Raw genomic sequence first — 22821 nt, forward strand, 5'->3', positions numbered from 1 at the left:
ATAAATTATGCAATCTACTCCCAATAAATATAACGAGAAATTTCAGGAAGCTTTAGACCGATTAAACCCGGAACAGCGCGCAGCTGTAGACCAGATTGAGGGCCCCGTGCTGGTTGTTGCTGGTCCGGGGACGGGTAAAACACAGATACTGGCGGCACGCATTGGTAAAATTTTATTAGAGACCGATGCCAGTGCCCATGAGATACTTTGTTTAACCTATACTGATGCCGGAGCGGTGGCCATGCGCAAGCGTTTGTTTGAGTTTATTGGTCCGGATGCTTACCGGGTAAATATTTATACTTTCCACGCTTTTTGTAACGAGGTGATCCAGGAAAACCTGGACTATTTTGGTAAACTGAATTTGGAGCCATTATCTGACCTGGATTCAGTAGCTCTCTTCCAGGAATTGGTGGATGATTTTCCGAACGACCATTTATTGAAGCGTTTTACCGGGGATATCTATTACGATGTACCCCGCCTGAAAAACCTGTTTTCAGTAATGAAAAGGGAAAACTGGGACGAGGACATGATCCGCAGAGCCGTGACTGAATATTTGGAAGATATTCCAAACCGTGAAGAATTTATTTATAAGCGGGCCAATGCTGCCAAAGGAATCAAAATAGGTGACCCGAAACAGAAAGATATTGACGCAGCGAAGGAGGTAATGGCCAAACTGTTGGCTGCAGTGAGCGAATATCAGCGCTATGACGCCAAGATGAAAACGGGCGGCTATTATGATTATGACGACATGATCATCTGGGTGTTGAAGGCCTTCCGCGAGAATGAAGAAATGCTACGAAAGTACCAGGAACGTTACCAATATATTTTGGTGGATGAGTTCCAGGATACCAGCGGTTCGCAAAGCGAATTGCTTAAGCTCTTGCTGAATTATTGGGATACGCCGAACGTATTTGTAGTGGGTGATGACGATCAATCGATCTTTAAATTCCAGGGTGCAAACATGCAGAACATTCTGGACTTTGCCGGTGATTATAGCAAGGCCCTGAAAACGGTTGTGCTAACGCAAAACTATCGCTCCAACCAGCACATACTTGATGTTTCAAAAGTTTTGATTGGCAATAACCATATACGGTTAACCGAGCAACTGCAATTAGATAAGAACCTGATGGCTGCGGGTGCACGGTTTAAAGAACTGGCGCATGAACCCATGATAAGGGAATACGAAAACCCTGCTCAGGAAATGGTGCATACAGCTCGCCAGATAAAACAATTAATCGATGGGGGAACAGCTCCTGCCGAAATAGCAGTAATCTATCGCAATCACAGCCAGGTGGAGGAATTGCTGCAATATCTCGATTCAAAAAAAATAGCGGTAAATACACGGCGAAAGATCGATATCCTGACTTTGCCTTTTGGCGAAAAGATCATCAATATACTGCGTTATCTCGCGATGGAAATGGACTCGCCTTATAGCGGCGATGAATTGCTGTTCGAGATCATGCACTATGATTTTTTTGAGATCCCACCGATAGAGATCGCTAAAGCAAGCATTGCGGTATCAAGCCAAAACTACAAAACGTCGAATAATGGTGACCCGAAGACGTCCATCAGAAGATATATCAGCGAGTTAAAAACGCCTGCACAGCAGACCTTATTCGATGCGCCCTCTAACCAGGAGATGAAATACCTGATGACTTATATTGATGATCTGTTGAAGGCGTCAGTCAGCGTTACCCTACAGCAGCTTTTCCAGGACCTGATCTCGAAGATGGGTATCTTAAGGTATATCATGAAACAGCCGGATAAAGGCTGGTACATACAGGTGCTGACTAATTTCTTCGACTTCCTGAAAGACGAGAGCCGCAAAAATCCGGATATCAGTGCCGGCGATTTAGTTAAAACTATCGACCTGATGCGGGATAACAATATCAGGCTGCCCTTGACCCAAGTGATCTACTCCGAAAACGGCGTCAATTTCCTGACAGCGCACGGCTCAAAAGGTCTTGAATTTGAGCATGTGTTTTTGATAGGTTGTGATAAAAAAACATGGGATAGCAAAGGAAGAAATAACGGGTTTAGCTTACCGGATACGTTAACACAGGCACCGGATGATGAGATCGCTCAGCGGGAAGAATCACGCCGTTTATTTTATGTGGCATTGACCCGCGCCAAGCAGCATCTCAGCGTTTCTTATGCTGCAAGAGATAAGAATGGAAAAGATCAGGAAGCTTCACAGTTCGTAGGTGAAATACTAGCGGCAACTCATTTGAGGATAGATTATCCGAAGCCCGCCGAGGAAGATATGCTGGATTTTTATGCCACCCAGTTTAGTGAAGAGGACAAGCCAAAGGTAGAGCTGATCGACAAAAATTATATCAACCAATTATTGCAAAATTATACGCTGTCGGTCACCCATTTAAGTAATTACCTGGATTGCCCATTGCGGTTTTATTTCCAGTGTTTGATACGGGTGCCATCGGGCAAAAGCCCTTCAGCAACATTTGGTTCTGCAGCACATGATGCTTTGAAACGAGCTTTTCGGACTTTGAAAGAGAACGGCGATGAGTTCCCATCGACGGAACTGTTCATGAAAGATTTCCGCACCTATATGTACCGCAACCGGGATTCATTTACAAAAGACGAATTCAAGCTGCGGTTGGATTATGGCGATAAGATATTACCTCCTTATTACGAGTTGAACACCCTAAGCTGGAATAAAATTGCCTTAGTAGAACTATCGATCAAAAACATCGAGGTAGATGGCGTACCGGTAAAAGGTAGCCTGGATAAGGTAGAGTTTACGGGAAAGCAAGTTACAGTTGTCGATTACAAAACCGGTAAATTTCGTAATGCAAAAGAGAAACTACAACGGCCAACTAATGAGAAACCTAATGGCGGCGATTACTGGCGGCAGGCGGTGTTTTATAAGCTGCTGATCGAGAACGATCGTTCTAAAGACTGGCAGGTGATAAGTACGCAGTTTGATTTTATTGAACCGGTAAGCGAAGGTGAATATGTTACGGAGAAAATACTGATCAGTCCGGAAGATGTGGAGATTGTGAGGGAGCAGATCAGTACGGTTTATGCTAAGATACAGGCGCATGATTTTAATACCGGTTGCGGTAAAGAGGAATGCGACTGGTGCCATTTTGTGCGCAGTAATTTTAAACAGACCGGGAATATTATGGAAGAGGCCGAAGAAGCAGATGCAAATTAAAACCTTATAGAGACGCGATGCATCGCGTCTCCAAATGAACCCAATATTACCATGAAGTACCTGAAATACATTTTGCCGTTATTTTTCTGCACCTCTGCAATGGCACAAACCACCATTAAACAGGACGCAGCCATCAAACAAATGGTGGACGAGGTCTCATCCAGCAATATCGAGACGATCATCCGAAAATTGGTGAGTTTTAAATCGCGACATACACTTGCCGATACAACCAGCAAAACAACAGGCATAGGCGCCGCCCGGAACTGGATAAAATCAGAATATGAACGCTATGCTGCTGACTCCCACGGCCGGCTGAGCGTAAAGTTTGATACCTCTACCCAGCCTAAAGGCGAACGGGTAAATGCGCCTGTTAAACTGAAAAATGTACTGGCTATTCTTAAAGGCACCGATCCAAAGGATACCCGTGTTTATATTGTTTCCGGGCATTACGATTCGCGCAAATCTGATATAATGGATCCTAATGGTGATGAACCCGGGGCCAATGATGATGCGTCAGGCACGGCAGTTTCGATGGAGTTGGCAAGGGTAATGTCTAAACACCCATTTCCCGCAACGATCATTTTTATGGCTGTGGCAGGTGAAGAACAAGGATTATTAGGTTCTGCTCATGTGGCAAAACGTGCTAAGGCTGAAAATTGGGACACCGATGCCATGCTGAATAATGATATCGTTGGAAATAGTCACGGTATGGAAACCGATCTGAAAGATAACCGCAGTGTGCGCATATTCAGCGAGGGTGTGCCGACCATTGATAGCCGCAATGAAAAGAATATCGCAAGCCTGATAGCGTTGGGGGGCGAGAATGATAGCCCCTCACGTGAGTTATCACGATATATTAAAGAAATCGGAGAGCGCTATGTTGACCAACTGGATGTAAAGCTGATCTACCGGCGCGACCGCTACCTGCGCGGCGGCGACCATACCCCTTTTCAGCAAGAGGGATTTACAGCTGTGCGCATCACCGAAATGAATGAAGATTACACCCGCCAGCACCAAACCATTCGCACCGAAAACGGCATAAGCTACGGCGACTTGCCCGATTATGTCGACTTCAATTACGTACAAAAAGTAGCCCGGATGAATCTTTCGGTGTTAGCTAACCTGGCATTGGCACCAGCTGAACCGCAAAATGTAGGGATGGTGACCAGTGGTTTAACCAATCGCACGCAATTAAAGTGGGATGCACCTGCAAATGGCAAAAAGCCTGTAGGTTATTATGTACTGATGCGCGAAACCACCGGTCCGTATTGGGAGAAGAAATTTTATGTGACCGATACCAAGGCTGACCTGGCTTACTCAAAGGATAATTACTTTTTTGCGGTGCAATCGGTGGATGCTGAAGGGCATGAAAGTTTGCCAATTTACCCGAAACCGATTAAATAAATTGTAGAGACGAGATGCATCGCGTCTCTAACCGAGAACACCATATGACTGATATATTAAATCCAATAGTTAACGCCATTTTCAATGGTGCATTTGTTTTGCTTGTGTGTTTATTAATTATCAATTTTTTTAAGATCAATATCTCCCTAATAAAATATAAAACACTTGTCAATTCAGTTAGCTGCACATTACTCTTGGGTTCAATATTGTATATATTCAAATTTGTAATAGAATTCTATGTAGCCTTTTTTTCAGGAGGCGAGTATGAACAATATGCAGTATCCAACCGTGTATTAGGTCCTTATTGGGCGGTGGTATCGGTTTCAAGCTTTATCCCTTATATCCTCTTACCTCAATTATTATGGATCAAAAGGTTAAGATCAAGTTTGATTACCTTATCTGTGATTTTATTTATACCAAGATTATTGTATTTATTTGAAGGGATTTTATTTCCAGGTACAAAAGCTAATTGGTCAATGCACTATACATGGGGTGCAATAATTATTGATTACTTAACAAGCATCTTAATTTATTTACCAATACTTATAGGAGTCTACATGATTTTGTCACGGCGGGAACGTCGATTGGAAACGACTTCAACTAATCTCTAGTTATTAGACGCGATGCATCGCGTCTCTACAACAAATGTTTTATTTCACGCTCTTCTTCAGCACAATAAAGTACCCCAAAGCAAACACCCCCACCGCTACAGCCAAACTCACAAATGTATCCTTAGTAAATATATCTACTGTGATTTCCGGCATGGTCGGACTGTTATTCATCTTGCTATTAACCAATCCTTTTATCGTCAGCATTGGGTGACTGTAAGGGTACAGGTGAGCATACTGCCAATTTACGTTGGCGAAGATCACCCCGGCGATGGTTGCAACAAAGCCGATACCCATCGGTTTTAAGAAATCGCGAAAAAGCAGGCTCAGCAAAAATTGTATTGATAATATGCCTAATGAAGCTAAGAACAACTTGAAGTAGATCTGCGCCAGCAGCTTTTCAATATGGTATTCATTGAACTTTAACGCAGGCTTTAACATGCTTAAGAAATTGCCGAAACCGATTGTGAGAAGAACAAACAGCGTCAGGCAAAGAAAAACAAGGAAAAGCGCATAGAAATATTTAGCAGAGTAGATAGACCATTTGGCAATAGGTAGGCTGAACAACGATTTCCAGGTTTCAGATTTATGCTCAATATTGTTAACGGAATAAGCGATGAATACGATCAGCATAGGTAGCAATAATGAGCCCATCACAGCCAGGATAGCACCCGCAAATTGAAGCCAGGCCATAAAGCCGGGCATGTTGGCTAAATGGTCACTTTTGTTGAAGAAGCCAATGAACAACAGCGTGCAAATGAATAAGGGCAACAAAACAGCGCTCCAAAACCCCATGGTTTTGCGCGTTTTATAAAACTCCGACCGGAACGATAGTAAAAATCCCTTCATCTGCTCAGGCGTTTTGGGTGATATCTAAAAATAATTTCTCCAGGTCCTTATTTACCTTGCGGATACTGTAAACGGTATAGCCGTTCCGGTTCAACAGGGTATTAATCTCTCCCATTTGCGTTTTTGATGCAAAGGGAACGGATACGTGCTCGTCATTCACCTCATTTACGGTAAGGCCTTGCTTCTTTAAAAAATTGGCCGCATCAACCGTGTCATTTACTTCAACCTGTATTTGCGGCTGGCTGATCGCTTCCAGATCCTTTATACTTCCCTGGAAAAGCATTTCACCTTTATGAATGATTCCCACGTGGGTGGCCATACGTTCTACTTCCGCCAGTAAATGGCTCGATACAAAAACCGTTTTTTTATGCTGGGTAACTAACCGGATCAATAATTCCCGTATTTCGATGATACCATTTGGATCAAGACCGTTGGTGGGCTCGTCCAATATCAAAAGTTTGGGGTCAGATAATAAAGCGAGTGCAATACCTAACCGCTGCTTCATCCCTAAAGAATACTTGCCTGCTTTTTTGTTTGCGGCATCTTTCAGGTGAACCAGATCAAGCATTTCATCCACGCGCTTTTCGGGTACTTGTAACAACAGAGCGCGGTTTACCAGGTTTTCCCTGCCGGAAAGATGGAGATAAATGGCAGGTTGCTCTATCAGCGAGCCAATTTGCGAAAGAATGGAGATGCGGTTGCTTTGCAGCTCCTTATCAAAAACATGAATGCTGCCCTGATCTGTTTTTAGCAGATTGAGCAGCAATTTTATCGTAGTGGTTTTTCCGGCGCCGTTTGGGCCAAGGAAACCGTAAATACTGCCTTCGGGCACCTGGAGGGATAGCGACCTGACAACCTGCTGGCTGCCAAAATTAAAGCTCAAACCCTCGGTGCTGATTACCATAGTTTTTCTTTGGCAACAGAGCAAACAGTTTTAACTAAGGTTACGCCTTTATAAAACAGCGAAGTTGCATGTACTGCAGCAGATGAGCCTTCGGCATAAACCTTTTTTTGTTGAAATTGATAACCTATCCCCATCACCAAGGCAAATACTACAGGTAACAGCAGTAAGATAAATGGATTCGAATTAGAGACTAGCTTTTTCATTGTGTGATTGATTATGATACAATTTTAAAGCGAAAGTTTAACCTGCTAAAATCTATTAGACCAACTGACGGGAATTGTAGATGAACGGACATTTTGCTGTGATTTGGCGTTCATCGGAAATTTTGCCGGGTTTATCGGCAAAAACGGGGTCTATATATAAATATATAGCCGATAAAGCACTGAATATATTACATTAGATGCAATGAAGCGTAACTGGCAAATATTCTGGCATGTTGTTTTTTGGGTAAGTATCGTCTCCTATTTCGTGTTTCTGGCCCATAGCAACAGCAAAATGACAGCTGCTCAATTAGCGGTCATATTCGGCCTTTTTGCAGTCGTGAATATTGGTCTCTTTTACCTGAATTATCTGTTCCTGATCCCTAAGTTCTTAGACAAAAAAAAATACAGGGATTACAGCATGGCGCTAATTGTAGTCATCATCGTTTTTGCTCTGGGAAAATATGGACTGGCCAATATCTACAAAGCTTATATCCTGATGGATGGGCATAAGCAGACCTCGTTCGGATCATACATGATCAGTTCGTGTTTAACTAATATCTTCTTCCTTTTCTTCAGCACAGCGCTTAAATTTAGTGTCGATTGGTTTTTGAACGAACGCGTGCAACGCGATCTGGAGAATCAGCGGCTGACTGCTGAACTTGCTTTTCTTAAATCACAGATCAATCCGCATTTTTTATTCAACTCGCTCAATAGTATTTATTCGCTGGCTTACCAGAAGTCGGATACCACACCGGAGGCTATCCTGAAACTCTCGGAGATTATGCGCTATATGCTTTATGAGAGTAATGATAATAAGGTTGACCTGGCCAAGGAGCTGCAATACCTGCAAAATTATATCGATCTGCAAAAGATCAGGTTTGGCAATAAAGCCTTTGTCGACTTTAAAATAACCGGTGAGGTTGGTAACCAAAAGATTGTACCTTTGCTGCTGATCGCATTTATAGAGAATGCCTTTAAACACGGGGTAGCCAATGACCCGTCTTCGCCTATATGTTTACGGATAAACCTGGATGGTACCCATCTTCATTTTTTTATGGAGAACAAAAAGCATATGATGAACCGGGACACTGAAGGCGGAATCGGGTTAAATAATGTTAAAAGAAGGCTCGATCTGCTTTATTCCGGGAAATATAAGTTAACTATACAGGATGAAGCCACAATCTATACCTGCGAATTATCATTAGTTTTATAATATGATCAGATGCCTTGTAGTAGATGATGAGCCCTTGGCACTCCATATATTGGAAGATTACATCTCCAAGATGCCCTTTTTGCAATTGGTGAAGGTAACTACCAATCCTATTGAGGCGCTGCAACTGGTGCAGGAAGGAAATATCGACCTGGTATTCCTGGATGTTCAAATGCCGGAGCTAACCGGTATCCAATTCCTGCGTATTGCTAATGGTAAATCAAAAGTGATATTGACCACCGCTTATCCGCAATATGCCTTGGAAGGCTATGAACTGGACGTGATCGACTACCTATTGAAGCCTATCGCGTTTGACCGTTTCTTCAAATCAGTTCAAAAAGCGCAAGCCATTATACAGCCATCTGCCAAACCGGAAATAAAGGTTGAAGCCGCTCCGCAAAATGATTTTCTAAGTGATTTTATCTTTGTAAAAACCGAACACAAGATCCAAAAAGTATACCTGAACGATATTTTGTTCATAGAAGGACTGAAGGATTATATCTCCATTTTTACGCCTGCCGAGCGCATTATCACTTTGCAGAATATGAAGAAAATGGAAGACGCCTTACCCGAAAAACATTTTATCCGGGTGCACAAATCCTACATCGTTTCTATCAATAAGATCGACAGTATTGAACGCAGCCGGATTTTTATTGGCGATAAGATCATCCCTGTGGGTGATACTTACCGTGAGGATTTCTTTAAGATTGTTGACGGGAAGAATATTTGAGTTTGCGGTTTTCAGTAGTCAGTTTGCAGAGACAATTTTTTAGCGAAAACATTGCGCAAGGTGTCATACTGAGGCACTCGAAGTATGTGCGCAAAGGCCTTTACGCCATACATAAGCGCTAATGTATAGTTCAAAATGCCCAACGCTCGTGCTTCGAGTGCCTCAGCATGACACCCTTTTTGATCTTAAATTATGCCAACTGCACACTGAGAACTGCCAACTAATCACTGAGCAATGGCCTTGCGTATGGCCGACTCCGCCTCAGCAACTACTTCATCAACCGGTCTTTTTTCTGGTTCGATGGGGGATAACACTTCCCAGGTCATTCGGATAAAAGTATTGAGTGGGAAACTGCCATAGCGTTGCATTTTCCATGCATTATTAATTGCAATAGGGACGATCAGCGCTTCTGGACATTTTTTAAGTAATGTGGCTACCCCGGCCGGCTGGAAGCTGCGCATGGTGCCGTCTTTTGAGCGGGTTCCTTCCGGGAATATCACTGCCGACCACTTGTTTTCTTTCATCCGTGTGCCCAGCTTGGATATCTCCATTATGGATTGACGTGCGTCTTTACGGTCGATATTGGCAGCGCCACCATGACGCAGGTTATAAGATACCGAGGGGATGCCTTTGGTTAACTCTATTTTAGAGATAAACTTGGCGTGATATTTACGCAGATGCCATATCAATACCGGGATATCATACAAACTTTGGTGATTGGCCACGAAGATCATTGGCCGACCAACGGGCAGATTTTGTTTATTGATAAAGGTGACCATATCACCCAAGGCATAATAGGAACTTTCCAGGCAGAAATTTAATGCATCAACCGCCCGCTTATGCGCTTTGTAGCCAAACCAGTTAAAGCAAATCCACTGGATAGGGTGAAAAGCCACCAGCGACAAACCAAACAGCAGATAATGAATAGGGGTTAAAATGTAGCCTAAAAATTTCCTCATAGAGAGGCAAAGGTAGTGTTTAGTTGTAAGGTTGTAAAGTTGGAATGTTGTAAGGTTCCCTGGTTTCTAATAGCTATGGGTTTCAAATCCATAGCTATTAGAAAGACGTATCCTGATTAACTAATCACCGGTTAACTGATCACTCAGATTTGAGACTCTTCACCGGATTCACCAAAGCTGCCTTTATGGCTTGGAAGCTTACAGTTGCTAATGCGATCACTATAGACATTATCCCTGCTATGGCAAACATCCACCAGCTAATGTTTATCTTATAGGCAAAGGCCTGCAGCCATTTGTTCATAGCCCACCAGGCTATAGGTGTGGCGATGATGAATGATATGCTCACCAATCTTATAAATTCTTTGGAAAGGAGCGCTACAACTCCTGCTACGCTGGCTCCAAGTACTTTGCGTATGCCAATTTCTTTTTGGCGCTGTTCAGCGCTGAAGGCGGCTAAGCCGAACAAGCCGAGACAGGAGATCAAAATAGCCATAATAGTGAACGAGTTGATGATCTGTGATAAAGTGATCTCGGCTTCATATTGCTTTTGCACTTCCTGGTCGAGGAAGGAGTATTCAAATGGAGTTCCCGGCAGATTCTTTTGCCAGATGTTTTGCATTTTGTTTAACACCGATTTATAATTATCGCTGCTTACCGAAACTGTCATATATCCGAAGGCACGAGGGTCGCCGTTATAAAACAGCATAAATGGTCGCACTTCTCCGTGCAGCGAGTTATAGTTAAAATCCTTCATCACGCCGACCACGTCAACATAGTTTACCGGACCGTCCAGGTATTTACTATAAAGTCTTGTTCCAGGCGCTTTCATCGGGTCGAGGCCCAGCCTTTTGCAAAGGGTTTCGTTGATGAGTGTTTTCAGTGAGTCTTTAACGTGGAAATCGCGGCCGCTGATAAGCTTTATTCCATTGGTTTTGATAAATTTATCATCCGTATCCATGTTTTGGGCGTCAATAGCTGCAGTAGGACTACCGCCTCCAAGGTAAACGCCATGGTCGCGACCTACAAAATGGCTCAGGTAATTGTTGGCCATAGTAACACCTTTTACTTCAGATAGTTGCTGAAAATCAGTCGCAAGGCCGGTCATCCTGGCCTGCTGATCATCGGTATAAAATTTGAAAACCAACTTTTGATTTTTATCAAAGCCGAGGTCTTTATTTTTAATAAAATTGAGCTGGCTATAAATAATGATGATCCCGGTTATCAGTATAATAGAAAGTACAAACTGGAAAACAACCAGTGACCGTCGTATGCCTGAAGCTGATATTTGACTGGTAAAATTACCCTTCATTACTTTGATCGCCTCAAAAGCCGACAAATAGAATGCCGGGTAGCTGCCTGCCAGTACGCCTGTTATTACAACAATTGCCACCAACATCAGCCAAACACTGCCATTGCTTAATAACGAAAGATGTATATCAGTTTGTGTGATCTGGTTAAAGAATGGTAACAACAGGTATAGAAGCGGCAGGGCTAATAATACACCGATAAGCGTAAGCAGAAACGATTCGCCTAAGAATTGCTTTACCAAATCGCGTCGGCCTGCGCCAACAACTTTGCGAACGCCCACTTCTTTAGCGCGCTTAGATGCACGGGCCGTGCTTAAATTCATGAAATTGATACAAGCTATCAGCTGTATCATAATTGCTATACCAGCTAATATGTATAGTAGCGTAGGACTAATGGTTTTGCCCGGTTCATTTTCAAATCCGGTTGTGGTATGAATGGATGCAACCGGCTGCAGGTGCAATTGCTTGGTCATGCCCAGCTGTTTTAGCTGTTGTGCGCCATATTTGTTAAGGAAATCGGGAAACTTCTTCTCTAAAGCCGCAGCATCTGCATCAGGACGTAACTTAATAAAGGAATCGGTAAAGTTGTAGCCTGCCTATGCAGTATTATCCAGAACAAATTGCCCTGTACCACCACTACGCATGGTTACGAATATATGGTCTTCGAGAACCGACTTGCCCAGGCTGTTATCAACTACAGCAGCTACCCTGAAATCATGCTTACCGTCACCGTTGCTGATGGTGATCACTTTATTTATTGGGTCGGCATTGCCGAACAGCTTATCAGACACAGATTTTAGAAGAACAATGGAATAAGGCTGAGCCAATAGTCCAGGTGTATTTTTCCCGGCTACGAAATGATAGCTGAATACGTCGAAAAAGGTAGAATCGACATAAGCGAGGTTTTCTTCATAAAATGACTGCTCTTTGTATTTAAGCAGATTTTTACCACCTGTACCTACATGGCGGGTAAACTGCAGCACTTCAGGAAAATCGCGTTTGATGGCAGGCGCTATTGGTGGTGAGGTAGTAGCGTTGTGATGTTTGTCACCGGTAAGAGCCAGGTCTGTGGTGATCCGGTAGATATTTTCAGCGTTTTTATGATGTTTATCATAGCTGAACTGGTCCTGCACATAAAGCAATATGTACAAGCAGCAAAGCGTGCCCACGGCAAGACCGAAAATATTGATAAAGCTGAAGGTCTTATTCTTCAGCAAAAAGCGAAAAGCAGTTTTAAGGTAACTTTTGATCATGACTACCAGGGTTTTGTTGTACAACTAACTGTCTGAAATACTGAGACGATTACAGAATTCAGTAGGTTACAGCAAGTTGTACTAAGACGATGCCAAATAGTTATTTGATTGTATATAAGGTATTTGTGTTGATTTGCGTGAAAAATTTGTTCGCTTTTGATACAGCAAGTGTGCGGATGTGAAGGCGCAGAGTTGACTCATCCGGTCATTGCTACGCTCGACCCCCTTCTCTCCGCTTTGCGGAAAGAAGGATTTGATTAAAATACCCCCTCTTTGCGTAGCAGAGAGGGGGCAGGGGGTGAGTAGACTCTGCGATTTGCAATTATTAAACTAGATTCTTCCTTCCAATAGCATCAATTTTATTTTCAATATCGCTCCAACTGTCACTGAGTCAGTAATCTCACCACCACAAACCATACGGTATACCTCATCAAAAGGTACTTTCTTAATAACCAATTGCTCGGTATCCTCAGGTTCCGGTTCAAATTGCTGAAGATCTTGTGCAAGATAGATGATCGATAGCTCATCGGTTACTGAATTGGAAAGATGCATGCGTTGTATCTCTGTCCAACGGGAGGCTTTGAGGCCGGTCTCTTCCAGTAGTTCACGTTTTGCTGATTCAAGCGGGTCAACATCAAAGGCTCCTCCGCCTTCAGGTATTTCCCAGCTATATTGGTTTAGCACAAAACGATATTGCCCTACTAAATAAGTATTCATGTCTTCATCCAGCGGAACAATCCCCATCGCAAATCCTTTAAAATGCACTTTGCCATAAATACCCGGATTCCCAGAAGGGTTGATTACCTTGTATTCGGTTACACCAATCCAGGGATTATCATATACTACTTTTTCTGAGGTTATTTGCCAGGGGTTTTCTTCAGTTTGCTGCATAGGGTGATGTTATTTTGTAAAAATAAACATTGCTTTGTAACTTAACGCCACGTTAACCGTCTTATTGATACTATGCGTTACTTCCTTTGCATATTATTTCCACCGGCTGCGGTTTTAACAACCGGCAGAATTGGTGCGTTTATCCTAAGCTGCCTGCTTACGCTTTGCTTTTGGATACCCGGTGTTATTCATGCTGTGTTGGTTACCAATGATTTTTACGAAGCGAGAAGACATCGTCAGTTAATGCGTGCTGTCAGAAGGAACAGATATTAAAATATATACAAATAAAAAAGCGGCCCGATAATCAAGCCGCTTTTCTTTTTATATGCCAGGTATTACAGCCCAAATGCTGCTTTTACCTTATCAACGTAATCCAGTTTTTCCCAGGTAAACAGTTCAACTTCTACTTTCAGTTCTTCACCGTTAGGGCTGTAAAAGCTTTTTACTACTTTCTGGCTTGGTTTTCCAAAGTGGCCATAGGCCGCAGTTTCGCTGTATATCGGGTGACGCAGTTTAAAACGGGTTTCGATAGCATAAGGGGTCATATCAAAAATGCCTTCTACTTTTTTGGCGATCTCGCCATCGCTTAAGCCTACTTTTCCGCTACCATAGGTATTTACATAAATACCCATTGGCTGTGCTACACCGATAGCGTAAGATACCTGTACCAATACTTCATCGCAAACACCGGCAGCAACCAGGTTTTTAGCAATGTGACGTGTTGCATAAGCTGCCGAACGGTCCACTTTTGATGGGTCTTTGCCCGAGAATGCGCCACCACCGTGTGCACCTTTACCTCCATAAGTATCTACAATGATCTTACGACCGGTTAAACCTGTATCTCCATGCGGACCGCCGATCACAAATTTACCTGTAGGGTTAATGTGATATTTAATATCGTCATTAAATAAATGCGCATATTTTGGATACTTAGCCTTTACACGCGGGATCAGGATGTTGATAATATCATCGCTGATCTTTTTCAGCATTACTTTTTCTTCACCAAAATCATCATGCTGAGTGGATATTACTATCGCATCGATGCGTGTAGGCTGGCTGTTATCATTGTATTCTAACGTAACCTGCGATTTTGCATCCGGGCGAAGGTATTTGATCTCCTGGTTTTCGCGACGGATAGCTGCCAACTCGATCAATAAAGCGTGTGCAATATCCAAAGCCAATGGCATGTAGTTAGCTGTCTCCACAGTAGCATAACCAAACATCATCCCCTGGTCGCCCGCGCCTTGTTCCTGTTTTTCCTTACGGTCAACACCTTGGTTGATGTCCGGAGATTGCTCGTGTATGGCTGATAGCACCCCGCAGGAGTTGCCATCAAACATATATTCGCTCTTGTTATAGCCGATCTTGTTGATCACATCCCGCGCAATTTTCTGCACGTCCAGATATGCTTTTGATTTTACCTCGCCCGCCAAAAAGACCTGGCCAGTTGTAACCAGAGTCTCGCAGGCTACTTTTGATTCGGGGTCAAAAGCTAAAAAATTGTCAATTAATGCATCCGATATCTGGTCTGCAACTTTATCCGGATGTCCCTCTGATACGGATTCTGAAGTGAATAAATAGGGCATAAAAAATTTTGTTAAGCAACAAATTAATTAATTAAAAGCAGGAAATCTAACGGGATCGCGGTTTAAAAAAGGAAACTGGGTTTAGCACTTTTTTACGTGGTTGCAATCCAGTTCTGTACGTAAATATTAAAGGTACAAGAACAACAAATCAGTCCACTTTCGAAGGGCAAAAATAAAACAATTTTTTACAAAGCCGAAAATCCGGTTACTTTTGACGGTCAAATTATATTAGTTGAAAAGGAAAGCCTTATTTATCATAAACCCGATCTCAGGAGGAAAAACGAAAGACCAGGTTCCTGCCCTGATAAAGAATATATTGGATCACACGCAGTTTGAAGCCACTATTGTTTATACAGAACGGGCAATGCATGGCAGTGATCTGGCAAAGGAGGCCGTTGGTGTTTATGATTATGTGATCGCAGTTGGAGGGGACGGCACTGTTAATGAAATAGCCTCAGCTATAGTGGGAACTAATATCGCTTTGGGTATTATCCCTTTTGGCTCGGGTAATGGACTTGCACGCTTCCTGAACATCCCAATGGATACAGCCAAATCTATTGAAACTATTAATGGCGAGCGCGTTGAGGCAATTGATTCAGCCCAACTAAATGGACAAAGGTTTTTCAACCTCGCAGGTATGGGGTTTGATGCCCGCATTGCGGAGGTCTTCTCGCACGATAAAAACCGCGGATTTTGGGCCTATGTGAAATCATCCTTGCGTGAAATATCCAGGTACAAGGCCGAAACTTACCATATCAACATAGACGGGACTGAATATGTACGCGATGCTTTCATGCTCAGCATAGCCAATTCTTCCCAATTCGGTAATAATGCACATGTTTCGCCGCATGCTTCGGTGCAGGATGGATTGCTTGATATATGCGTCATCAAACAATTTCCGCTCTGGAGTTTTATTGAAATGGGTGTCAGGATGTTCGCAAAAACCGCTGATAAATCAAAATATGTAGAGATAATCCGTGGAAAAAACATTAAGATCAGGCGTTCAACTGATGGCCCTGTTCATTTGGATGGCGAGCCGCAGATGATGGGAAAGGAAGTAAGTATACAGATAGTTCCTGCATCGTTAAGGATAATAACAGGGGAGGGGTTTGGCAAAAACTCTAATATCTAATTTCTAAACTCTAAATAATTTTGATTAGTAACTTTTTAGAATTTAGGATTTAGAATTTAGTGTTTAGCATTTAATCAAAAATCATGTCAAAGAAATTCAAAGACTTTTCGCAGATCGTTTATTCTACCGATCCCGACTATCAATATAATGGCGATACCGGGTTTGCAGCATCAACGCTGCCACCGCAACAGCAAGACCTCAGGATTCACCTTGATCGCAAGGGCGGTGGTAAGGTAGTGACAAGAATCGTAGGCTTTGTGGGCAAAGAAACCGATTTGGAAGCAATAGGCAAACAATTAAAGACAAAATGCGGGGTTGGCGGCTCAGTAAAAGACGGTGAAATATTGTTGCAAGGCGACTTTCGCGAAAGGGTGCTGACTTTATTACAGGCCGACGGGTATAAGGCAAAAAAGGCGGGTGGTTAGTGTATTGAAATTTTTTAAAACACTAACTTAAATTATTGAAAATAAATTATTTATATAAGTGTAAAACTTACATAATGTAAATAATTATTCAAATTTTCTTGTTTGTTACTTCTTAAAAGCGGTATTTTTGCACAAACCAATTTATACCGAATTAATGAGAAATGCTTCTAAAAACCTACCTGGTCTGGGTTATTTGAATCTGGATCGGGCAAATGCTATTTTTTATCAATTAACGCCGGCGGAGCTTGTTGAAGCCGCCTTGTTAAGACATGAGGGCGTACTGTCAGATACAGGTGCACTGGCTATAGATACCGGTGAATTTACCGGCCGCTCTCCCAAAGACAGATTTATTGTTGAAGATGATATCACCCGGGATACCGTTTGGTGGGGTGAGGTGAATATTAAATTTGATGCCAAAAAATTTGATACCTTATATAATAAGGTAACCGACTACCTGCGCGAACGCGAAATATTCGTACGCGATTCGTCGGCCTGCGCAAATGAGAAATACCATATAGATATAAGAGTGATTACAGAGACCGCCTATCAGAACCTCTTTGTTCACCACTTATTCCGCCGCCCCGAGGTGGCAAACCCTACATCAACACCTGAATGGACCGTAATTGCCGCACCTGGTTTTAAGGCTGACCCGGCAGTGGATGGCACACGGCAGCATAATTTTTCTATCCTGAATTTTAGCAAAAAAATCGTTCTGATAGGCGGCACAGGGTATACCGGCGAGATCAAAAAGGGCATATTCTCTGTATTGAACTTTGTTTTGCCGCACGAAAGGAAGGTGCTTTCCATGCACTGCTCAGCTAATACAGGGGCAAAAGGCGATACTGCAATATTCTTTGGCTTGTCGGGAACCGGGAAAACCACACTCTCTGCTGACCCGGAACGCAGCCTGATTGGCGATGATGAACACGGTTGGAGTGATTATACCATATTTAACTTCGAAGGCGGCTGTTATGCCAAATGCGCCGATCTGACTCCTGAAAAAGAGCCGCAGATATTCAGCGCCATCAAGTTTGGTGCATTGCTGGAAAACATCAATTTTAATGATGGCACGCGTGAAGTCAATTTCTCCAATATTGATAAGACTGAGAATACGCGTGTAGCTTATCCGATGTATTATGTAAACAATGCAGTTATCCCATCGTTAGGCTCATCGCCCAAAAATATTTTCTTTTTAACTGCCGACGCGTTTGGTGTATTGCCCCCGATATCAAAACTGACCGATGCGCAAGCAATGTATTATTTCATTTCAGGCTATACCGCCAAGGTTGCCGGGACGGAAGCTGGTATAAACGAACCTAAAACAACCTTTTCAGCGTGTTTTGGCCAGGCATTTTTACCACTGAACCCGGTTGAATACGCCAGGCTGCTGGGAAATAAGTTAAAAGACCATAATGTAAATGTATGGCTGGTAAATACCGGTTGGACGGGCGGCCCTTACGGAGTGGGAAAAAGAATGAGGCTTCAGTACACCCGCTCCATGATAACTGCCGCTATAAACGGTCAGCTGGATCATGTACATTACAGAAAGCACCCGGTATTTAATTTAAATATGCCCGTAAGTTGTCCTGATGTGCCGGATAGTATATTAAATCCGCGTAATACCTGGGCCGATAAGGATAGTTATGACGAAAAAGCAAATAATCTGGCTATGGCATTTATAAAAAATTTCGAACAATATGTAAATCACAGTAATTCAGACATAATAAATGCCGGGCCCCGGGTAACTATAGCAGTATAGTTACATATTTTTATAGGTGATCGCTTGCTATTAACAAAAAAAATAGTTTTCATTGCAAAAAGATTGTCTGTAACAAGACAATTTTTTTATTTGGTGGCGTTATGTAAATCACAGTTTGCATGCGAATAACATCAATAGTATTAAATAATTATAAAGATTATCAGAAAAAGTTTTTTTATTTCAGTAAAATTCTAATTTTGTTATCCGCTTTTAATACATGCACATTAATTAACTTTATTATAAACAAAAACTAAAACTAAAAACTAAAGTAATGGCAACCGCACCAACAAAACCAACAGCTCCGGTAAAAAAAGAAGGCTCAGGCGCATCGAGCATGTTTGCAGTACTAACTATTCCAATCTGTTTGATCGTAGCGATCCTGATTTTCATCTTTATACTTGGTGATCCAAGCCACTATGCAGGCGGCGACGTAGAACACGGAAACCCTGGTGACGTATTTGGTACTGTACACAGAGGTGGTCCGATCGTACCGGTAATTATGTCATTCGTAATGATGGTAATCGTATTCTCTATCGAAAGAGCAATCGTGATCGGCAGAGCATCAGGTACAGGTAGCGTTGATTCTTTTGTGAGAAAAATCACTTCTTTGTTAAATGCAGGTAACATTGATGCAGCTAACGCAGAGTGCGACAAACAAAAAGGTTCAGTAGCTAACGTAATCAAATCAGGTCTGAAAAAATACCGTGAAATGGAAGCTGACGCATCGTTAACCATCGATCAGAAAACACTGGCAATCCAGAAAGAGATCGAAGAAGCTACCGCATTAGAAATGCCAATGCTTGAACAAAACCTGACTATTATCGCAACATTAGTATCAATCGGTACCCTGATGGGTCTGTTAGGTACGGTTGTGGGTATGATCAGAGCGTTCGCTACACTTGCTGCTTCAGGTGCTCCAAATACATCTGAGCTGTCTTCAAGTATCTCTGAAGCTTTGATCAACACAGCGTTAGGTATCACAACCTCGGCTTCATCTATTATCCTGTACAACTTCTTCACATCAAAAATTGATAAGCTGACTTATGCTATCGATGAGACTGGTTTCAGCATCGTGCAAACATTTGCTGCTTCTCACGCTAACAAAAGATAAGGAAATATTAGTGAAATAGTTTTCCGCGGTGTGCTATACTAAATAAACATAGCGGTAGTTAACAACATTATACACTAGATATTTTTAAAAGATTTATTAATTATGGCGAGAGTAAAAATTCCCAGGAAGAGCACGGCGTTGGATATGACGGCTATGTGCGACGTGGCGTTTCTTTTGCTTACCTTCTTCATATTAACAGCAAAGTTGAGGCAGGAAGACCCGCTGCACGTTGACGTGCCGGCTTCTACCATCACCCAGCTGGTACCAGACGATAACCTTGCAACCATATCCATAGGTAAAGGCAAAGTGTTCTTTGGTATAGAAGGTACAGATATTCGCAAGGCGTTGCTTACAGAGATGGGTAAAAAGTATAATATCCCCTTTACACCCGAGGAAACAAATAGATTTGCGGTAATCCCAACCTTTGGTGTGCCATTGGCGCAGTTAAAACAATACATTGCCCTGGATGAAGAAGGAAGAAAGAAATTTCCTCAATCTGGCATCCCTACAGACTCAACTAATAATAGCGAGTTGTTCAACTGGATACATGAGGCAAGGGTTGTTAATGCCAGCTTGCACAACATACAGCTTCGTGTCGCAATTAAAGGAGATGCACCGGATAAATACCCGGACTACAAAAACGTAGTGGATATCCTTCAAAAACAAGGAGTAAATAAGTTTAGTTTAATTACAACGCTTAAATCAAAATAATATAAAGCTATGGCAGAATTAGATACCTCCGGGGGCGGAGGGAAAAAAGGCGGAAAGATTAGAAGTAAGAAAGCTTCTACCCGTATCGACCTTACAGCGATGGTTGACCTGGCTTTCTTATTGATCACATTCTTTATCATGACTACAACACTGGCCAAGCCAAAAGCTATGGACATGGTAATGCCTGATAAAAGTGTGAAAGATGTGCAATTGCCGGTACCTGAAAGCCGTACTATGACCATTCTTTTAGGTTCTAACAACAAAATGGAATGGTATATCGGTGCGCCGGGTAAATCGGCCCCAACTGTCGATAACTTCGGCAAAAACGGAATCCGTAAAACGTTAATAGAGAAAAACAAGGAAGTAGAAGCAACACATGCTGGTCCGGATAATTTTATGATCGTGCTGGTTAAACCAAGCGCCAAGTCAACTTACAAAGACTTTGTAAACATAATGGACGAGATCAATATTACCGGGATCAAAAGCTACGGTGTTGTAGATATTACACCTCAGGAAACTGCTCTGTTAACCAAAGACGGTTTAAACTAAAAAACAATATTAAACGTTATTAAATAAAACCCACAAAAATCATGTTAGGATCAAAATTAGATATCTTGAAGCCCGAGTGGATTGATGTGGTTTTCTCTGACAGGAATAAAGCGTACGGTGCGTATGATCTGAGGAAGCAAAATCCAAAAACAACCAATAAGGCCCTTATAATAGGTGTGCTGTTGTTTGTATTTATTATATCATTTCAAACCATCTTAAACTTTATTGAAGGTTTTATTCCAAAAGCCTCTGAAAAAGTGAAAATCACCAATGTGGTGCTGCAACCACCACCCCCAGTAAACCAAAAGAAACCACCTCCGCCGCCACCGGAACCACCAAAACCGAAGGTTGACCAGGTGAAGTTCCCTCCTCCGGTAGTAAAACCGGATAATGAAGTGAAGGAACAACCACCAACGGTGAAAGAACTTGAGGTTGCTGACCCAGGTCAGAAAAACATCAAGGGTGACCCGAATGCTGAGATCAAGATCGATGAGCCTGTAGGTAATTCAGACGTAAAACAAGTAACCGAGGAAGACCCTAACAAGATCTTTACCGCGGTTGAGAAAGAACCTGGATTTGTAGGCGGTATCGAGAAGTTTTATAAATACCTGCAAAACAACATTCGTTATCCGGCAGTAGCTAAGGAAAACAATGTTCAGGGTAAAGTATTCGTGACCTTCGTGGTTGAAAAAGACGGATCACTTACTGATATTAAGGTTGTTCGTGGTATCGGCAGCGGTTGCGACGAAGAAGCAACACGCGTGTTGAGGAACTCTCCGAAATGGACACCTGGTATCCAGAACGGCCGCCCGGTACGTGTTCAATACACTATGCCGATCAGCTTTACACTACAAACAGAAGATCAATAGGTCTGATGCCATACAAATTTAATTTCAAGCAAAAATCGCCCAAAAGGCGGTTTTTGCTTATTTTAGGCTTAGCCACCTTCGTCGCCTGCTTCACTGTAGGGCTGATGATCATGTTTTGGAGCAAGCTATATACCAGTCTGAACCTTGAAGGCTCTCAAAGATGGCTTTTTGGTTCAGTTTTTTTAATATACGGAATACTTCGTTTTATCCGTTTATTCAGAGAGGATCCTGACAATGAAAAGTAAATTCGGTGCTATCGTCCTAACCTTATTTTTACTGGCTGCTTTTGAGTCGTGTAAAAGAAAAAGTAATGTTCCTGTTTACACAGATACCTACAAAAGCGGTTCGATACAATTCGTGTCTGACGAATCTTTTGCACCCATACTCGACCAGGAGATCTATATTTTCAAGAACGACAACACCAAGGCCGATCCTAAAATAGTTTACAAACCTGAAAATGAGGCAGTAAAATACTTGTTGAGTGATAGCTCCAGATGCGCATTTTTAAGCAGAAAACTGGACGCAAGTGAGGTGCAAACATTGCAATCGCATAATTTGCCGGTAATAGAGAACGTTTTTGCTAAAGATGCTGTGGCAGTTATAGTGAACCAGGCCTCAAATGATACACTGATCTCGGTTAACGAGATCAAAAGAATGTTAGCCGGTCAGTATAAAACTGATAAGAGTATCGTATTTGATAACCCGAACTCGAGTTTGGTAAGGTATTTGAAAGATTTTTCCGGAGAAAAGGAACTTAAACAGAAAAATATTTACGCGCTGAAGTCAAACAAGGAAGTTATTGAATATGTTAGTAAACATCCGGAGGCTATCGGTATCATCGGTTTTAGCTGGTTGAACGACCCGGATGCCGACTATGCACCGGCAGCTCAAAAAGTGAAGATAGTTTCGATAAAGGATGAGAGCAGTAAAACCGACCCGAATACTTACTTCAGACCTTCGCAAGAAACATTATATAAAAATCAGTACCCCCTTAAACGTGATTTATATATTATAAATTGTTCTGGAAGGAAAGGTTTGGCAACAGGTTTTGAATTATTTATTCGTGATGATAAGGGCCAACGTATTATATTGCGCTCGGGTTTATTACCGGTTAATATTCCTGAAAGAAATGTTACGATTCATAATAAATTTTAATATTGCATTACTGTTATAAATTGTTAAT

22 protein-coding genes are annotated in these 22821 nt (G+C 42.2%); 14 read left to right on the top strand and 8 right to left on the bottom strand.

The features are described 5' to 3' along the window. The first annotated feature begins 7 nt into the window (after nucleotides 1-7). From VIM89_RS21295 to VIM89_RS21305, 3 genes are read left to right on the top strand one after another with little or no spacing between them, the layout of a single operon-like run. Entirely contained in the window at nucleotides 8-3178 is a 3171-nt protein-coding gene (locus tag VIM89_RS21295) for an ATP-dependent DNA helicase (protein WP_488158206.1), read from the top strand. A 51-nt stretch (nucleotides 3179-3229) separates the two neighbouring features. Continuing rightward, a complete protein-coding gene (locus VIM89_RS21300; RefSeq protein WP_488158207.1) occupies nucleotides 3230-4582 on the top strand; it encodes a M28 family peptidase in 1353 nt (450 codons plus the stop codon). A 44-nt stretch (nucleotides 4583-4626) separates the two neighbouring features. Beyond that, nucleotides 4627-5193 carry a hypothetical protein gene (locus VIM89_RS21305; RefSeq protein ID WP_488158208.1) on the top strand — a complete coding sequence of 189 codons (567 nt, stop codon included), beginning with the start codon at nucleotides 4627-4629 and terminating at the stop codon, nucleotides 5191-5193. Nucleotides 5194-5232: 39 nt separating this feature from the next. On the opposite strand, the gene VIM89_RS21310 is transcribed toward VIM89_RS21305, so the two are convergent. Genes VIM89_RS21310 through VIM89_RS21320 form a run of 3 tightly spaced genes read right to left on the bottom strand, consistent with a single transcriptional unit; the run spans nucleotide 5233 to nucleotide 7146 of the window. Next, a complete protein-coding gene (locus VIM89_RS21310) occupies nucleotides 5233-6039 on the bottom strand; it encodes an ABC transporter permease (protein WP_488158209.1) in 807 nt (268 codons plus the stop codon). A 4-nt stretch (nucleotides 6040-6043) separates the two neighbouring features. Further along, nucleotides 6044-6943, bottom strand: coding sequence for an ABC transporter ATP-binding protein (locus tag VIM89_RS21315; RefSeq protein WP_488158210.1), 900 nt, complete (start codon nucleotides 6941-6943; stop codon nucleotides 6044-6046). Continuing rightward, nucleotides 6937-7146 (bottom strand): hypothetical protein, encoded by a 210-nt coding sequence (locus VIM89_RS21320; protein WP_488158211.1) that lies wholly within the window; start codon nucleotides 7144-7146, stop codon nucleotides 6937-6939. Before VIM89_RS21320 ends, VIM89_RS21315 begins: the two co-directional genes overlap by 7 nt. 202 nt (nucleotides 7147-7348) lie before the next feature. Here VIM89_RS21320 and VIM89_RS21325 point away from each other — a divergent pair, with 202 nt between their 5' ends. Then, complete coding sequence (locus VIM89_RS21325; RefSeq protein WP_488158212.1) at nucleotides 7349-8359, top strand: sensor histidine kinase; 1011 nt, start codon at nucleotides 7349-7351, stop codon at nucleotides 8357-8359. Between the two features lies 1 nt (nucleotide 8360). Further along, nucleotides 8361-9086, top strand: a complete 726-nt coding sequence (locus VIM89_RS21330) for a LytR/AlgR family response regulator transcription factor (protein ID WP_488158213.1) — start codon at nucleotides 8361-8363, stop codon at nucleotides 9084-9086. 224 nt (nucleotides 9087-9310) lie between these two features. Here VIM89_RS21330 and VIM89_RS21335 read toward each other — a convergent pair whose 3' ends face one another. The 4 genes from VIM89_RS21335 to VIM89_RS21350 all read right to left on the bottom strand — a co-directional run bounded on the left by VIM89_RS21335 (nucleotide 9311) and on the right by VIM89_RS21350 (nucleotide 13496). Further along, nucleotides 9311-10045 (bottom strand): lysophospholipid acyltransferase family protein, encoded by a 735-nt coding sequence (locus VIM89_RS21335; protein WP_488158214.1) that lies wholly within the window; start codon nucleotides 10043-10045, stop codon nucleotides 9311-9313. A gap of 139 nt (nucleotides 10046-10184) precedes the next feature. Then, the gene (locus VIM89_RS21340; RefSeq protein ID WP_488158215.1) at nucleotides 10185-11825 is read right to left on the bottom strand and encodes an FtsX-like permease family protein; all 1641 of its coding nucleotides are present in this window, start codon (nucleotides 11823-11825) and stop codon (nucleotides 10185-10187) included. A gap of 123 nt (nucleotides 11826-11948) precedes the next feature. Continuing rightward, nucleotides 11949-12605 carry an ABC transporter permease gene (locus VIM89_RS21345; protein ID WP_488158216.1) on the bottom strand — a complete coding sequence of 219 codons (657 nt, stop codon included), beginning with the start codon at nucleotides 12603-12605 and terminating at the stop codon, nucleotides 11949-11951. A 330-nt stretch (nucleotides 12606-12935) separates the two neighbouring features. After that, on the bottom strand, nucleotides 12936-13496 hold the full coding sequence (locus VIM89_RS21350) for an NUDIX domain-containing protein (RefSeq protein ID WP_488158217.1): 561 nt from the start codon (nucleotides 13494-13496) through the stop codon (nucleotides 12936-12938). A 72-nt stretch (nucleotides 13497-13568) separates the two neighbouring features. Here VIM89_RS21350 and VIM89_RS21355 point away from each other — a divergent pair, with 72 nt between their 5' ends. Beyond that, on the top strand, nucleotides 13569-13769 hold the full coding sequence (locus tag VIM89_RS21355; RefSeq protein WP_488158218.1) for a YqaE/Pmp3 family membrane protein: 201 nt from the start codon (nucleotides 13569-13571) through the stop codon (nucleotides 13767-13769). Nucleotides 13770-13831: 62 nt separating this feature from the next. Here the strand turns inward: VIM89_RS21355 and metK are convergent, their stop codons facing one another. Then, nucleotides 13832-15082, bottom strand: a complete 1251-nt coding sequence (gene metK, locus VIM89_RS21360) for a methionine adenosyltransferase (RefSeq protein ID WP_488158219.1) — start codon at nucleotides 15080-15082, stop codon at nucleotides 13832-13834. 232 nt (nucleotides 15083-15314) lie between these two features. Here metK and VIM89_RS21365 point away from each other — a divergent pair, with 232 nt between their 5' ends. The 8 genes from VIM89_RS21365 (at nucleotide 15315) to VIM89_RS21400 (ending at nucleotide 22793) form a co-directional block, all read left to right on the top strand. Next, on the top strand, nucleotides 15315-16214 hold the full coding sequence (locus tag VIM89_RS21365; protein ID WP_488158220.1) for a diacylglycerol/lipid kinase family protein: 900 nt from the start codon (nucleotides 15315-15317) through the stop codon (nucleotides 16212-16214). Nucleotides 16215-16297: 83 nt separating this feature from the next. Beyond that, the gene (locus VIM89_RS21370) at nucleotides 16298-16639 is read left to right on the top strand and encodes a translation initiation factor (RefSeq protein WP_488158221.1); all 342 of its coding nucleotides are present in this window, start codon (nucleotides 16298-16300) and stop codon (nucleotides 16637-16639) included. A gap of 154 nt (nucleotides 16640-16793) precedes the next feature. Further along, nucleotides 16794-18398, top strand: coding sequence for a phosphoenolpyruvate carboxykinase (ATP) (pckA, locus tag VIM89_RS21375; RefSeq protein WP_488158222.1), 1605 nt, complete (start codon nucleotides 16794-16796; stop codon nucleotides 18396-18398). Nucleotides 18399-18669: 271 nt separating this feature from the next. Beyond that, on the top strand, nucleotides 18670-19509 hold the full coding sequence (locus VIM89_RS21380; protein WP_488158223.1) for a MotA/TolQ/ExbB proton channel family protein: 840 nt from the start codon (nucleotides 18670-18672) through the stop codon (nucleotides 19507-19509). Nucleotides 19510-19611: 102 nt separating this feature from the next. Beyond that, nucleotides 19612-20220: an ExbD/TolR family protein gene (locus VIM89_RS21385; protein WP_488158224.1), complete on the top strand. Its 609-nt coding sequence runs from the start codon at nucleotides 19612-19614 to the stop codon at nucleotides 20218-20220. A 9-nt stretch (nucleotides 20221-20229) separates the two neighbouring features. Beyond that, a complete protein-coding gene (locus tag VIM89_RS21390; protein ID WP_488158225.1) occupies nucleotides 20230-20769 on the top strand; it encodes an ExbD/TolR family protein in 540 nt (179 codons plus the stop codon). Nucleotides 20770-20810: 41 nt separating this feature from the next. Continuing rightward, nucleotides 20811-21638: an energy transducer TonB gene (locus VIM89_RS21395; RefSeq protein ID WP_488158226.1), complete on the top strand. Its 828-nt coding sequence runs from the start codon at nucleotides 20811-20813 to the stop codon at nucleotides 21636-21638. A gap of 234 nt (nucleotides 21639-21872) precedes the next feature. Continuing rightward, nucleotides 21873-22793 (top strand): PstS family phosphate ABC transporter substrate-binding protein, encoded by a 921-nt coding sequence (locus VIM89_RS21400; RefSeq protein ID WP_488158227.1) that lies wholly within the window; start codon nucleotides 21873-21875, stop codon nucleotides 22791-22793. Nucleotides 22794-22821: the final 28 nt, after the last annotated feature.

The organism is Mucilaginibacter sp. (genome assembly GCF_036568825.1).
Classification (GTDB): domain Bacteria; phylum Bacteroidota; class Bacteroidia; order Sphingobacteriales; family Sphingobacteriaceae; genus Mucilaginibacter.

What these genes read in the sequence shown, in the direction of transcription:
- VIM89_RS21295 (WP_488158206.1), top strand. Translation starts at nt 8, where the DNA reads ATGCAATCTACTCCCAATAAATATAACGAGAAATTTCAGGAAGCTTTA.
- VIM89_RS21300 (WP_488158207.1), top strand. Translation starts at nt 3,230, where the DNA reads ATGAAGTACCTGAAATACATTTTGCCGTTATTTTTCTGCACCTCTGCA.
- VIM89_RS21305 (WP_488158208.1), top strand. Translation starts at nt 4,627, where the DNA reads ATGACTGATATATTAAATCCAATAGTTAACGCCATTTTCAATGGTGCA.
- VIM89_RS21310 (WP_488158209.1), bottom strand. Translation starts at nt 6,039, where the DNA reads ATGAAGGGATTTTTACTATCGTTCCGGTCGGAGTTTTATAAAACGCGC.
- VIM89_RS21315 (WP_488158210.1), bottom strand. Translation starts at nt 6,943, where the DNA reads ATGGTAATCAGCACCGAGGGTTTGAGCTTTAATTTTGGCAGCCAGCAG.
- VIM89_RS21320 (WP_488158211.1), bottom strand. Translation starts at nt 7,146, where the DNA reads ATGAAAAAGCTAGTCTCTAATTCGAATCCATTTATCTTACTGCTGTTA.
- VIM89_RS21325 (WP_488158212.1), top strand. Translation starts at nt 7,349, where the DNA reads ATGAAGCGTAACTGGCAAATATTCTGGCATGTTGTTTTTTGGGTAAGT.
- VIM89_RS21330 (WP_488158213.1), top strand. Translation starts at nt 8,361, where the DNA reads ATGATCAGATGCCTTGTAGTAGATGATGAGCCCTTGGCACTCCATATA.
- VIM89_RS21335 (WP_488158214.1), bottom strand. Translation starts at nt 10,045, where the DNA reads ATGAGGAAATTTTTAGGCTACATTTTAACCCCTATTCATTATCTGCTG.
- VIM89_RS21340 (WP_488158215.1), bottom strand. Translation starts at nt 11,825, where the DNA reads ATGACCAAGCAATTGCACCTGCAGCCGGTTGCATCCATTCATACCACA.
- VIM89_RS21345 (WP_488158216.1), bottom strand. Translation starts at nt 12,605, where the DNA reads ATGATCAAAAGTTACCTTAAAACTGCTTTTCGCTTTTTGCTGAAGAAT.
- VIM89_RS21350 (WP_488158217.1), bottom strand. Translation starts at nt 13,496, where the DNA reads ATGCAGCAAACTGAAGAAAACCCCTGGCAAATAACCTCAGAAAAAGTA.
- VIM89_RS21355 (WP_488158218.1), top strand. Translation starts at nt 13,569, where the DNA reads ATGCGTTACTTCCTTTGCATATTATTTCCACCGGCTGCGGTTTTAACA.
- metK (WP_488158219.1), bottom strand. Translation starts at nt 15,082, where the DNA reads ATGCCCTATTTATTCACTTCAGAATCCGTATCAGAGGGACATCCGGAT.
- VIM89_RS21370 (WP_488158221.1), top strand. Translation starts at nt 16,298, where the DNA reads ATGTCAAAGAAATTCAAAGACTTTTCGCAGATCGTTTATTCTACCGAT.
- pckA (WP_488158222.1), top strand. Translation starts at nt 16,794, where the DNA reads ATGAGAAATGCTTCTAAAAACCTACCTGGTCTGGGTTATTTGAATCTG.
- VIM89_RS21380 (WP_488158223.1), top strand. Translation starts at nt 18,670, where the DNA reads ATGGCAACCGCACCAACAAAACCAACAGCTCCGGTAAAAAAAGAAGGC.
- VIM89_RS21385 (WP_488158224.1), top strand. Translation starts at nt 19,612, where the DNA reads ATGGCGAGAGTAAAAATTCCCAGGAAGAGCACGGCGTTGGATATGACG.
- VIM89_RS21390 (WP_488158225.1), top strand. Translation starts at nt 20,230, where the DNA reads ATGGCAGAATTAGATACCTCCGGGGGCGGAGGGAAAAAAGGCGGAAAG.
- VIM89_RS21395 (WP_488158226.1), top strand. Translation starts at nt 20,811, where the DNA reads ATGTTAGGATCAAAATTAGATATCTTGAAGCCCGAGTGGATTGATGTG.
- VIM89_RS21400 (WP_488158227.1), top strand. Translation starts at nt 21,873, where the DNA reads ATGAAAAGTAAATTCGGTGCTATCGTCCTAACCTTATTTTTACTGGCT.